Source organism: Pseudomonas syringae pv. tagetis, from assembly GCF_022557255.1.
In the GTDB taxonomy this organism is placed as follows: Bacteria; Pseudomonadota; Gammaproteobacteria; order Pseudomonadales; family Pseudomonadaceae; genus Aquipseudomonas; species Aquipseudomonas caricapapayae.
The window spans coordinates 2,226,041-2,240,115 of sequence record NZ_CP092923.1 but is presented as its reverse complement, the minus strand read 5'-3'; the positions used below and the strand labels follow the sequence as shown (position 1 = coordinate 2,240,115).

General features: G+C 61.4%; 3 protein-coding genes. 2 read left to right on the top strand and 1 reads right to left on the bottom strand.

The features are described 5' to 3' along the window. The first annotated feature begins 214 nt into the window (after positions 1-214). On the top strand, positions 215-2,446 hold the full coding sequence (locus tag MME58_RS10065) for a TonB-dependent siderophore receptor (RefSeq protein WP_055005848.1): 2,232 nt from the start codon (positions 215-217) through the stop codon (positions 2,444-2,446). Positions 2,447-2,785: 339 nt separating this feature from the next. Continuing rightward, positions 2,786-5,197, top strand: a complete 2,412-nt coding sequence (locus MME58_RS10060) for a TonB-dependent siderophore receptor (protein ID WP_055005847.1) — start codon at positions 2,786-2,788, stop codon at positions 5,195-5,197. Positions 5,198-5,443: 246 nt separating this feature from the next. Here MME58_RS10060 and MME58_RS10055 read toward each other — a convergent pair whose 3' ends face one another. Next, entirely contained in the window at positions 5,444-14,074 is an 8,631-nt protein-coding gene (locus MME58_RS10055; RefSeq protein ID WP_241409126.1) for an amino acid adenylation domain-containing protein, read from the bottom strand. Position 14,075 lies beyond the last annotated feature (1 nt).

Genomic DNA, 14,075 nt, shown 5'->3' with positions numbered 1-14,075 from the left:
GAGCCATCTTTTTTCGGGATTTGTGAAAAATTCATTAAATAAACGTTATTCGCTTTCGTTCTCATTAACAGCGAATTGCGTGCACAGCCATCTCCCGCGCAACGCCTTATAAAAAAGTTGATCACGCCTGCCCGGTCGACGGCTGAAACCGACTGCGCAGACCTGAACAACGCTCTCAATCTCCTTGCCGATACCCACTGGAAAGAGCCAATTCATGCACAACCCGTCACGACTTACCCCGCTCAGCAAAGCGTTGATGCTCCGTCAGATGTTCCGCTCCCGGCCATCCATGGCGGCCATGAGTCTGGCGCTCTGCATGCCGGTGGCCGGCCAGGCACAGGAAACTGCCGCAGACGGTTCGACCACGACGGGCACGGTCAATCTGGCCCCGACTGCAATCGACTCGCAGTACCTGGGCACAGCCACCGACGGCACGGGTTCTTACACCACCGGTGCGGTCAGCATCGGCAAGGGTGCGCCGCAGTCATTGCGTGAAACACCGCAATCGGTGAGCGTGTTGACTCGGCAAGTCATGGACGACAACAACCTCAACAGTCTAAGCGAGGTGCTGGAAGACACGCCGGGCATCACGTTCCAGTACCGCAACTTCGGCGGTCACGTGTACACCTCGCGCGGCTTCTCGCTGCTGGCGGAAAGCTTCCTGGTCGACGGCATTGGCGGCCAGGGCTATCAGATCACCGGCTGGATGCAGCCGGACATGGCCATCTATGACCGCGTGGAGGTACTGCGCGGTGCATCAGGCCTTCTGGTCGGGGCCGGTCAGCCGGGTGGCGCAGTCAACCTGGTGCGCAAACGCCCGACCGCCGAGAACAAATTCTCGATCACTACCCGTGCCGGTTCGTGGGATCAGTACCGTGTCGATCTGGACGGCAGCGGCAAGCTCAACGACTCCGGCACGCTGCGCGGGCGCATGGTCGCAGCCTACGATGACAGCGGCTCTTATCTGGACGGTCGCGACAGCCGCACTCCGCTGCTGTATGGCATCGTCGAGGCGGACCTGAGCGATGACACCACACTGACCATGAGCCTGCGTCGTCAGGAACAGGTCATCAACGGCTACTCGATCTACGGCCTGCCGCGTTACAGCAACGGTCAGTCGCTGGGTCTGTCGCGCTCGACCAACCTGGCGCAGAAGTGGAACCGTCTCGAGAGCGACATGACCGAGGTCTTTACCGAAGTTGCGCATCGCTTCAATGAGGACTGGACCAGCCGCACCTCTTTGACGTATTCGCAGGGCGGGTTTGATCAGGCTATCGCTTACGCGCGGGGAGCAGTCAACCCTACGACGCTGGCAGGCTCGACCTTTCAGAACACACTTTTTCGCAGAGACGAAGTGGACAGCACCGGCCTGAACACTCAACTGGAAGGTAACTTCAACGCTTTCGGCCTCGAGCATCAGGTGACCTTGGGCGCCGACTGGTCGAAGCAGAACGCCAATACGCATCAGGCTACTGCACCCACCCGATCCGCGATCAACATTTTCGACGTCAACCAGAGTGCGTTCGCCAAACCAGCTCGTCCGGCCTGGACAACCGACATCGACACGACCGAAGAACGCGCAGGCCTGTACGCCAACACGCGTATTCACCTGAGCGAGCCTTTGAGCGTAGTTCTGGGCAGCCGCCTGAGCTGGTACGACTATAAATACGACGTCAAGACCGGTGCGGCAAACAGTTACGAATCCAAGCAGACTCAGGAATTCACACCGTTTGCGGGCCTGATCTACGATATCAACGACAACTGGTCGTGGTACGCCAGCTATGCCGATATTTTCACCCCGCAAGCCAACTATGTAACCGCAGGCGGCTCGCCGCTGGACCCGGCCATAGGTTCCAACTACGAAACAGGCTTCAAGGGTGAGCTGTTCGACAAGCGCATGAACCTGTCGATGGCGCTGTTCTACATCAAGCAGAAAGATGTCGCCGCTCTGGACGTGAACACCACCCAGACATGTCCGACAAGCTCTGACGGCTCCTGCTACCTGCAGGATGGCATCAGTCGCAGCAAAGGCGTCGATGTCGAAGCCAGTGGCGAAGTGCTGCCGGGGCTGCAAGTGTTCGGCGGTTACACCTACAACATGCTGCGCAACAACGGTGACGCGGATGTCGCCTACGAAACGCCGAAACACATGCTGCGCCTCAACACCAGCTACAACCTGCCCGGTGCATGGAACCGTCTGACCCTGGGCACCGGTGTCTCGGCGGATTCGGGCTATGAAGTGCCATCCAACAAACAGCTGGGCGTTTCCGGCAAAGCCGTCTGGGACGCCAGAGCGTCGTGGAAACTGGACGAAAACTGGAAAGTGTCACTCAACGCCGAGAACCTGTTTGACCGCAAGTACTACTCCACCTCGATCGCCACCGACCGGTCCAACGTCTACGGCGAACCGCGCAGCTACGTCCTGACCTTGCGGGGCGATTTCTGATCTGAGTCCACCTGCCACGGTCGCGCCCTCGCTGGAGGGTGCGCGAGGACAGGCATCCGGGAGAACACCATCGTGCCCATGCTCCGCGTGGGCATGCCTTTGCGGACGCTCTGCGTCCGATCCGGGGCGTGTGGTGCAGGGTAAATTTTGTGACGCAGAGCGTCACGAACGGCACTCCCACGCTGGAGCGTTCGCAACGACAGGTATCCGGAGAGACACTACCGTGCTCATGCTCCGCGTGTCGGAGCTGTCTCGGTTCGTGACACAGCGCTCTGCACGCGACCAAGCTGCCGCAAATGCATTATCCTTCGCCATTGATCTCAACGAGCCATCCCTCCCATGCAATCATCCTTCAGCCGTCTACGCACAGGCCGCGTGAAAACGCTCGGCTTGCGTCTGGGCGGCGTGGGGCTGTTGCTGGCAATGGTTTTTCAGGGCGAGGCGCTGGCTGAAGAATTCGAGTTCGATATCCCCGCACAAGCCCTGAACAGCGCTCTGAAAGAACTGGGGCGACAAGGCGATCTGCAAATTCTCTACAACCCCGATGATGTGGACGGCAAGTTCAGCAGCCCGGTGCGCGGCAGGCTCACGCCTGAACAGGCGGCCATCGACCTGCTGAAAAAAGCCGACGTAGCGCACAGCCTTGAAGACAACACCCTGACCCTGGGTGCTTCTGCCTCTGCACAAACCATGAACCTCGGACCGGTGGCAATCAAGGGCGATCAATTCGGTATCACCACCGAGGGCAGCGGTGCCTATGCCGCGACCGGCGTGAGCATCAACAAGACCGCTCAATCGCTGCGCGAAACCCCGCAATCGGTCACGGTCATGACCCGTCAGTTGATGAACGACAAGAACCTCACCGGTCTTGACGAGGTGATGGCGCAAACGCCCGGTATCACCTTTTCGCAACGCAACTTCGGCTCTCATGTCTTCAGCTCACGCGGCTTTGCCCTGGAGGACGAGAGCTACACCATCGATGGCGTGGCCGGTCAGGGCTACAGCGTGACCGGCTGGATGACCCCGGATATGGAAATCTACGACCGCGTCGAGGTGCTGCGCGGCGCGGCGGGGCTGCTGATCGGCGCGGGCAACCCCGGCGGCGCGGTGAATCTGGTACGCAAACGACCCACCACCCTGCCACAGCTCTCGATTACCACGCGTGCGGGCAGTTGGGACAACTACCGGGTCGATCTGGATGGCAGCAGTAAACTCAACGACTCAGGCAGCGTTCGCGGACGTTTCGTGACGTCCTACGAAGACCGCGGCATGTTCATGGACGGTATGAAAAAGACTGCGCCGTTGCTGTACGGCATTCTGGAAACCGACCTGAGCGAAGACACCACACTTACACTGGGCCTGCGCCACCAGAGTGCAGATACCCACGGTTTTTCGATTTTCGGCCTGCCCCGCTACAGCACTGGCAAGGCGCTCGACCTGCCACGCTCCACGTCGCTGGCCCAGGACTGGAACCGTCACCAGACCCGTACCGACGAAGTATTCACTGAGCTGGAAACACGTTTTGACGAGCGCTGGAGCGGCACACTGTCTGCCACCCACTCTGACGGTACATTTGACCAGAAGGTCGCCTACGCACAGGGGGCCATCGACCCTGCGACCCAGAGCGGCTCGCGACTGGTCAGAACATTGTTTCGCTCGGACGACATTCACAGCAACGGGTTCGACAGCCATCTTGATGGCCATTTCGACGCCTTTGGCCTGACGCATCAATTGACGCTCGGCGGCAACTGGTCCGAGCAGAAACGCGATTCCCGATATGCCACGGTGAATGCCAATCAGCCGCTGGACATTTTCAACGCCGACCACCATGCCCTCGCCGAACCTGCCCGACCGGCCTGGCGCAGCACCGACTACAGCGACAAGCGCTATGGCGTTTACAGCAACCTGCGTCTGAGCCTGACGGAATCATTGAGCCTGGTAACGGGCGGGCGAATAAGCTGGTATGACTATCAGAGCCAGTCCGCAGGCGTGACCACTCGCGCTCAGGAGGCCAATCAGGTCACGCCGTTCGTGGGTGTGATCTACGATCTGGACAAAGAGTGGTCGTGGTACGCCAGCTACACCGATATTTTCCTGCCACAAAGCGCTTATCGAACGGCATCCGGCGCTTTGCTTGATCCGGCTATCGGGGCCAGTCATGAAACCGGCATCAAGGGCGAGCTGTTCGACAAGCGCCTGAACGTGTCACTGGCGGTGTTTTACGTGAAACAGAAAGACGTGGCCATCGAGGATGAGGGCAACGCTGGCCAGTGTCCTGGCAACGACGCGTATGGCACTTGCTACCTGAACGGCGACATCCGGCGCAGCAAGGGTGTCGACATGGAAATCAGTGGCGAGCCGCTACCGGGCCTGCAGACCCTGGCCGGGTACACGTTCAACATCACACGCGGCAGCGACGGCCAGCCCGTCTCCGCCGAAACACCCCGGCACATGTTGCGCCTGTCCAGCAGCTACAACCTGCCCGGTACCTGGCGTCGACTGACCATAGGCGGCGGAGTGTCGGCACAGAGCGGCTACTCGGAACACCAGTCAACCCAGCCCATCGACAACCCTGGCCGCGCCATCTGGGACGCACGGGCCTCGTGGAAGATCGATGAACACTGGTCGGTGGCGCTCAATGGCAACAACCTGCTGGATCGCAAGTACTACAAGGCGACCGGCGACATCGACCGCGGCAATTACTACGGCGACCCACGCAACTACGTCCTGACCCTGCGCGGCGACTTTTAACAGCCCGACTCTGACCAGTTATAGTTATAAACAGGTCTTTTGGGGGCAGCCCACTTTTGTGGGAGCGGACTTGTCCGCGAAGACGATGTTTCAGACGACGCATTTTCGGAAAATGTACTGGCCTTTTCGCGGACAAGTCCGCTCCCACGGAGGTGTTGTGAACACCCTACTTACTGCCGGTTCCCAGCAGATCCCACAAAAACAGAGCGGCGCCCGGTCCACGCCCACAAGCGGGAACGCACCGCATCACGCCATCTGCACCATCACTCCGTCCAGAAACGCCTCGGCAATCACCACGTTGTCATGACGCTGATCAACCTTTGTCGAGCTGCGCAGCCCGTTCACCGAGCACTGTTCAAGCAGTACCGCTTCAGCTCTGGCAATCTGCCCTGGCGCGCGGCTCTGCCCGGCCCACCAGCAATCGGCCTGTACATTGAGTGTTTTCAACGTGAATGCCTGGCTGAGTTTTGCGTTGGCTTCCAGCAATTGGTAGCCCGTTTCGATTTCGTCCTGCACGGCGATGTCCCGGAAGATACTGCGCAGGTTATCGGCATTCATCCCGGCCTCCAGCGCAACGCTGTCAACTACCCGGTCGATGACTTCAGCCTCGCTGGACACCGACTTGCGGGCAGTTTCGATCAGACCCACAATCGATTCTTCCTGCAAGCCCGGCACAAATGCCTGCAGGCTCTTGATCAGGCTGCGCTGGTAGTTTTCGCCTTGCTTCTGGGTAGTCACCTCCGGCGCCTCTTCGACCCATTGCATCCCGACCGATGCAGGCAACTGGGTGTCGACCAGCCCGAGAAAGCTCACCGCGTCGCCCTCACGCTCAAGCACATGCGCAACCTCTATGGCCAGTGCGCCGCCCATCGACCAGCCCAGCAAGTTGTAAGGCCCGCTTGGCTGGGTGATGCGGATCTGCTCGACGTAGTAATCGACCATTTCCTGCCATGACGCATCGAACCAGCCCGGCACGACATAAGCCTTGTTGACCAGCCCGTAAACCCGGCGACTGTCGCTCAATCTGCCCGCCAGCGGGTAATAGGAGTACGTGCCACCGCCGCCCGGTGGCAGGCAGAACAGCGGCGTGTTGTCGGACCGGCTGGCGTTCATGGCGATGACGGCCGACTTGACCCGGGCCTCATCGGCGCGCATGAAATCAGCCAACTCTCCCAAGGTCTGCATCAGCAGGAAATCATGCAGCTTTATGGAGATATCGAAGGTTTCGCGGATCCTGCCCGCCAGCGAAACCGCCAGCAGGGAATGCCCGCCCAAGGCAAAGAAGTTGTCGTTGAGCCCTACCCGCTCGACCTGCAGCACCTGCTCCCACAACGCAGCAAGTCGTTGCTCGAATTCCGTGCGTGGCGCGACATGCCCCTGCTGTGACCGGACCAGGTCCGGTTTCGGCAGAGCACGGCGATCCAGTTTGCCGTTCGCGGTCAGCGGCATCACATCGATAACGACAAAGTGTGTCGGCACCATGTAATCCGGCACGTGAGCGTTGAGGTGCGCCTGCAAGGCTTCGCGCAGAACATCCGCTGGCTGACCCGCCTCGGTCGGCACCAGATACGCCACCAGTTGCTTGCCGGAAGGCCCGTCAATGTCGATCACGTTGGCTTCCCGCACCGCAGCATGCTCATGCAGACGCGCTTCGATTTCACCCAGTTCGATGCGCAGCCCACGGATTTTCACCTGATGGTCGATACGCCCGGCGTAATCGATCACCCCCGCGTCGCGGTAACGCGCCAGATCGCCGGTGCGGTACAGCCGTCCGCCGCCCTGCTCGTCGAACGGGTCCGGCACAAAGCGTTCCGCCGTCAGCGCGGCCCGCTGGTGATAACCCCGCGCCAGACCGACACCGCCCAGGTACAACTCTGCCGCCACGCCTTGTGCGGCAGGCAGCAAGCCATCGTCGAGAATGTGCGTTTTCAGGTTATCGATCGGCCGGCCGATCGGTACGCTGAGCACGTCGTTCGTGGTGCAGGTCCAGTGCGTGACGTCGATGGCCGCTTCGGTCGGGCCATAAAGGTTGTACAGATCGGCCTGCGGCAGGCGCTTGAGCACCTGACCGGCCAGTTCGGCTGGCAGTGCTTCACCGCTGCACACCACACGACGCAGACTGTTACAGCTTTCTACCTGGGGATGGGTCAGAAACGCCTGAAGCATCGACGGCACAAAGTGCAGGGTCGTGACCCGGTGCTCGCGGATGCTCTCTACCAGCCGGTCCGGGTCGCGATGATCACCCGGCAGCGCCACCGCCAGACGTGCGCCGGTCAGCAATGGCCAGAAAAACTCCCAGACCGACACGTCGAAACTGAACGGCGTCTTTTGCAGGACCGTATCACTGCCTTCCAGCCCGTAAGCCTTCTGCATCCAGTGCAAACGGTTGACCAGCGCCCGATGACTGTTGCCCGCGCCCTTGGGCTTGCCGGTCGAACCCGAGGTGTAGATCACGTAAGCCAGATTCTGCGGATGACTGAGGTTGACCGGGTTGGCGGTGCTGCAGGCTGCCAGCCAGTCGGTGTCCTGATCCAGGCACAGGCTCTGCACCTGCGGCGGCACCGGCAGGCGTTGCAGCAATGCGCGCTGGGTCAGCAACAAACCGATAGCGCTGTCCTGCATCATGTAGGCCAGTCGTTCTTCGGGGTAATCCGGGTCCAGCGGCACGTAAGCGCCTCCAGCCTTGATGATCGCCAGCAGGCCGATGACCAGCTCCAGGCTGCGCTCGACGCAGATACCCACCAGCACATCCGGGCCGACACCCGACTCACGCAGGCGATGGGCAAGCTGGTTGGCGCGGGCGTTGAGTTGCGCGTAGCTCAATTGCTCGCCGGCAAAGATCAGCGCCGGAGCGTCCGGCGTGGCCAGCACCTGGGTTTCGATAAGGCTGTGCAGGCAGTGCTCGCTCGGGAACTCGGCAGCCGTGGCGTTCCAGTCACGCAATACCTGTTGCTGCTCCGTGACGTTCAACAGCGCCAGTTCGCCAATCGTCGCCTGCGGATCACGTACCAATGCCTGCAAAACCTGCTGGAAATGCGCCGACAACTGCGCCATGTGCAGCTCGCTGAAAAACTGACGGGCGTAACTGAAGCGCAACGACAGGGTTTCGCCCAGATTGACCACCAGGGTCAGCGGGTAATGAGTCTGCTCCTGGGTGTGCAGGCCGCCGAATTCCAACCCCGGTGGCGCGGCCTGTTGCAAGGCTTCGGACACCGGATAGTTTTCGAACACCAGAATAGTGTCGAACAGCGCTTCGCCAGCGCTACGTGCCCAACGCTGAATGTCGTACAACGGTGTGTGCTCATGCTCGCGCAGGGCGATATTCTTCGCCTGCACCTGCTGCACCCAGTCCGCCACCCGCTGTTCCGGGCGTGGGCTGGCGATCACCGGCAGTGTATTGATGAACAGCCCCAGTTGCTCTTCGACGCCCGGCAGCTCAGCCGGACGTCCAGCTACGGTTGCGCCGAAGGTCACGCTGGATTGGCCGGTGTAGCGTTGCAGCACCAGCAGCCAGGCCGACTGCACCAGCGTGTTGAGGGTGACGCGCTGCTCACGGGCAAACTCGCTCAGCTGGCGGGTGCTGTCGGCGTCGATCAGTTGCAGGTAATCGCCATGCCCCTGCCCGTTCTCGGGCGCTTTGAACGCTTGAACCAGCCGGGTCGGTTCGTCCAGTTCGGCAAGCTGGTTGGTCCAGAAGCGTTCGCTGAGCCCGGCGTCCTGACGTTGCAACCACTCGATGTAGTCGCGATAACGGCTGACCTGCCTTGGCAGCGTCTGGCCGCTGTAGCGTTGCAGCACCTCGCCTAACAGACGCGAGCTGCTCCAGCCGTCCATGAGAATGTGATGGCTGGTGTAGACCAGTTGATGACTTTGCTCGCCAGTGCGCAGCACGGCCAGGCGCAGCAATGGCCCTTGGGCCAGATCGAAACCCTGCTGGCGATCGGCATTCGCCCAATCGTCAATCCACTCGCTTGAGTGCTCGCGTGCGTCCAGTTCGACAAACGGCATGCTGACATCACGCAACACCACTTGCAGCGATTGCTGCAGATGGCTGACAAAACCGCTGCGCAGCACTTCGTGGGCATCCAGCGTGGCCTGCCAGGCGGCGCGGAAACGGGACACGTCCAGGCCACTGACTTCGATGCGCATCTGGTTGATGTAGTTGCCCGCTTCCTGCTCGAACAGGGTGTGGAACAGCATGCCCTGCTGCATCGGGGCCAGCGGATAGATGTCTTCGATCTGTCCGGCAGGGATCGGCAAACCGCTCAGTTGCGACTGGCTCAGGCGTGCCAGCGGGAAATCCGAAGGCGTGACGCCGGCCACGCCTTCGGCGGTGCAATGGGCAATCAGTTGTTGCAGTTCAACGGCATATTCATCGGCCAGCCGTTGCAAGGTGTCACGTTCGAATACCGCGCCGCTGAACGTCCAGCTCAGGCGCAATTCACCGCCATACACCTGGCCATTGATGCTGATCGGAGCGGCCAGTGGCGCATGGGCACTCTGTGACGCGCCACTGCTGTCGGCCGAGGGCGTGAACAACGCGCCATGTGCATCAAAGCTGCCGTCGAACTGCCCCAGGTAATTGAACACGATGCTGCCCAGCGGCAACGCTTGCAGGGTCTGGCGAGCCGATTCACTGCCCAGATAACGCAACGCGCCGTAACCGATGCCTTTATCGGGCACTGCGCGCAACTGTTCCTTGATGGTCATGATCGAGTCGGCCAGGGTGGCCTGCGGGGTGAGCCTGACCGGGTACAGATTGCTGAACCAGCCCACTGTACGAGTGATGTCCAGCGCGTCGAACAGGTCTTCGCGACCATGCCCTTCCAGACGAATCAGTGCATGTGGCTGCGCGGTCCAGCGGCTGACCACTCGCGCCAGCGCGGTCAGCAACAGATCGTTGATCTGCGTGCGATAGGCCGCCGGGGCGTCTTGCAGCAATTTCCGGGTCAACTCGCCATTCAGTTGCGTGACCACTGAAACCGCGTGCTTCTGCTGCTGGGCGCCGTGCGGATGATCGCAGGGCAAAGCGTCGCTGACATCCTGCAACCGGGTTTGCCAATAATTCAGCTCCTGCTCCAGTGACGCGCTTTGCGCATAGGCCTGCAAATGCTCGGCCCAGCGTTGCAGCGATGTGGTTTTCGCTGGCAGCACCAATGGCTGGCCTGCTGCAATGGCGACATAGGCCTGTTGCAGGTCTTCCAGCAGCACCCGCCACGACACACCGTCGACGACCAAGTGATGAATCACCAGCAAAAGGCGTTGCTCGCCCTGCGGCAGGTTGACCAGCACGGCACGCAACAACGGACCGTTTTTCAGGTCCAGGCTGCGTTGTGCTTCGTCAGCCAGCTCGGTCAGGCGCTCGGCACTGTCCAGCGCGTGCGTCCAGAGCAGCTCGCGAGCGTTCAGCGTGCCGAAGGCAGCTTGCCACTGGCCGTCTTGCTGCGTGAACCCCAGACGCAGCGCGTCGTGCTGTTCGATCAGCGCGGCGAGCGCGGCCTGCAGGTGAATCGCATCCAGCGTTTGCAGCGGCTTGAGCATCAACGCCTGATTCCAGTGCTGGCGCTCGGGGATGTCCAGTTCAAAGAAGCGCGCCTGAATCGGCAGCAGCGGCAGCGAACCACTGACCTGCTCCGCCCCGGCAGCGGGCTTTTTCTGGATCAGTCTGGCTACTGAAGCCAGCTGGCCGATGGTCTGTTTTTCGAACAACTGCTTGGGGCTGAGCTTGATGCCCTGGCGCTTGGCACGGGCGATGATCTGCAGGCTGAGAATCGAATCGCCGCCCAGTTCGAAGAAGTTGTCGGTGCTGCCGACCTGCTCCAGTTTCAATACGTCGGCCCAGACGGCGGCGAGCTTTTCCTCGATCTCGCCCACCGGCGCGGTATAACGCTGTTTGACGACGCCGGGCTTGGGCAAGGCGCGCTTGTCGAGCTTGCCATTGGCAGTCACAGGCAGACGCTCCAGCAACACGATGTGTGCGGGCACCAGGTATTCGGGCAAGCGCGCAGCCAGTTGCTCACGCAGGCTGTCGACATTCAGGCGCGTACCGGCTGCCGCAACGCAATAGGCCACCAGTTGCAGGCGTGTTTCATCGCTTTCCAGCGGCTGCGCCAGCACCACCGCTTCGGCCACGTTTTCCAGCGCCTGCAGCCACCGGCCGACCTCACCAGGCTCAACCCGGTAACCGCGAATTTTCACCTGATCATCCGCACGCCCCAGGTATTCCAGCACGCCGTCCACCCAACGCGCACGGTCGCCTGCACGGTACAGGCGCTGGCCATCGGCATCCGGGTCCGGCACAAAGCGCTCAGCAGTCATCGCCGCACGGCCCAGATAGCCCTGTGCCAGCCCAGGACCGCCCAGGTACAGTTCACCGGCCACTCGCTCGGCGACCGGATTCAGATAGGCATCCAGCACCCGAGCCTTGCCATTGGCCAGTGGCTGACCGACCGGCACACTGCGGCAGGCGTTCATGCGCTCGGTCACTTCATGAGTCAGGACGCCGACCGTGGTCTCGGTCGGGCCATAGTGATTGACGATCCGGCAGCCAGGCTTCAGCGAACGCACCTGCTCGATCAACGCCCAGGAACTGGCTTCGCCACCCAGAATCAGCAATTGATTCGGCAGCACATCCGCTGGCCTGGCGGCTTGCAGCAAGCCCTGCAAATGGCTCGGCACCACTTTCAGCACGTCAACCTGATGGTCGGCCATGTAGCGGGCGAAGCCATCGGGGTCGAATGCCTGTTCATGGGACAGCAAATGCAATGTCCTGCCGGATGCCAGCGCACCGAACAGCAGGGTATGGCCCAGGTCGGCAGCGACCGTCGACACCATCGCCATGCTCGCCCCTTGCGTCAGAGCCAGGCGCTCGAGCACGCCCTGAACATAGTTGGCCAGCGCGCCATGGCTGATCACCACGCCCTTGGGCTGCCCGGTGGAGCCGGAGGTGTAGATGATGTAGGCCGGTTGCCCGGGCAGGACCTGAATACCCAGCGCCTGGCTGTCGAGATCGGCCCACAGCGCGGCATCGAACGCCAGCACCGGGCACACGCCCAACCGGGCGGCCTTGTCGTCAGCGTTCGCGTGGACCAGCAACACGGCACCACTGTCGCGGGCCAGCTGTTGCAGGCGCTCGGCGGGTTGAGCGCTGTCCAGCGGCAGGTACACAGCCCCCAGTTTCAGCACCGCCAGCAGGCTGACCACCCATTCCACTGAGCGGTCCAGGCACAACGCGACGGTCATGCCCGGCTTGATGTCCTGCGTGTGCAGATAGCGGGCGAACCGGTTACTGCGTTGTTCAAGCTCGTCAAAGCTCAGCACCTGCCGGCCCACGCGTAATGCGGGCTTGTCACGCCCACTGTGCAGGCCCTGTTGCCACAGGCTGAGGAAGTCATTGCAGGCAAAATCAGAGGAGTGCTCAGCGACTGGCAGCGACACCGCTTGCGGCTGATCGGCCAGACGCCGGTCAGTGTCCGCAACCAGTGCTTGCAGCACAGCGCGCAATGCATCAGCCATGCGTTCGATGGTCTGCGGTTCGAACAGGTCGGTGGCATAGGTGAAATAACCGCGTATCCCGGTGGGCGTGTCGGTAAAGTCGAACGCCAGATCAAAGCGCGCATCACTGCTGCCAATCGGAAACTCATCGACCGTCAGGCCCGATACACGTTGTCCGCTGTCATCTGCAGCCAGCACATGCTGGTTGATCTTGAACTGGAACAGCGGGTTATGACCCGAATTGCGCTCCGGTGCCAACGCATCCACCAGATGTTCGAACGGCAGCTCCTGATGCGACTGAGCCTGCGTCACCACCCGTTTGACCTGATCCAGCAGTTCGGTAAAGCGCTGCCGCTCGTCCACCTGCACACGCAACACCTGGGTGTTGATGAAGAAGCCGATCAGGCCCTCCAGCTCGCTGCGCGTGCGCCCGGCGTTGGGCGCGCCGATGCGGATATCGGCCTGACCACTGAAGCGCGACAGGACCACCGAAAGCGCGGCGAGGGTCAACATGAACAGAGTCTGGCCGCTGTTGCGCGCCAGGGTTTTCAGCTGTAGGGACAATGGCTCCTGGACGTCGACGCGCACCCTCGCGCCACGATGACTCGGCTGCAGCGGACGCGGGTGATCCAGCGGCAGGCTCAGCAACGGGTGCTCGCTGCCCAGTTGCTGTTTCCAGTAGTCGAGTTGCCGCTCGCCCTCGCCGGCTTCCAGCCAGGCGCGTTGCCAGATCGCATAATCGGCGTACTGAATGGCCAGCGCGGGCAATTGCGCCGGCTGCGCGGAAATCTGCGCCTGATACAGCTGCACAAACTCACGAATCAGCACTTCTCCGGACCAGCCATCGGACACGATGTGATGCATGCACACTGTCAGGACGTGCCCGGTTTCGCTCAGTTGGAACAGTTTGACCCGCAGCAACGTGCCGCTCAGCAGGTCGAAGGGCTTCTGCAGCTCGACACGCACCTGATCTTCGATATCGGCCGGCTCGACCGGGGCGAACTCAAGGGTGACTGTCGCCTGCTGAAGGATCTCCTGATAAAACGCGCCATCATCGGAAACAAAACGGGTGCGCAGGGTTTCGTGGCGTCGGACCAGTTCGTCCAGTGCTGCACTCAGTGCCTGCCGATCCAGCGGGCCGTTCAGACGTACCGCCATAGGTACGTTGTAGGCAGCGTTGTCCGGCTCCATCTGCCAGAGAAACAGCATGCGCTGCTGGGCGTAGGACAGCGGGATACGCGCGGCATCATGCCGGGTCACGGCGATGGGCAGCAGTTTGAAGCTCTGCCCGGTCTCGTTCATCTTGTTCAGAATCTGACGGCGCTGCTCAACGGGCAAACCGACGAAACGCTGGGCGATACGCTCTGCTGCAGACTTGTCCATG

Bases quoted from the DNA above. Each gene is read 5' to 3' on its own strand.
- MME58_RS10065 (WP_055005848.1), top strand. From the start codon at position 215: ATGCACAACCCGTCACGACTTACCCCGCTCAGCAAAGCGTTGATGCTC.
- MME58_RS10060 (WP_055005847.1), top strand. From the start codon at position 2,786: ATGCAATCATCCTTCAGCCGTCTACGCACAGGCCGCGTGAAAACGCTC.
- MME58_RS10055 (WP_241409126.1), bottom strand. From the start codon at position 14,074: ATGGACAAGTCTGCAGCAGAGCGTATCGCCCAGCGTTTCGTCGGTTTG.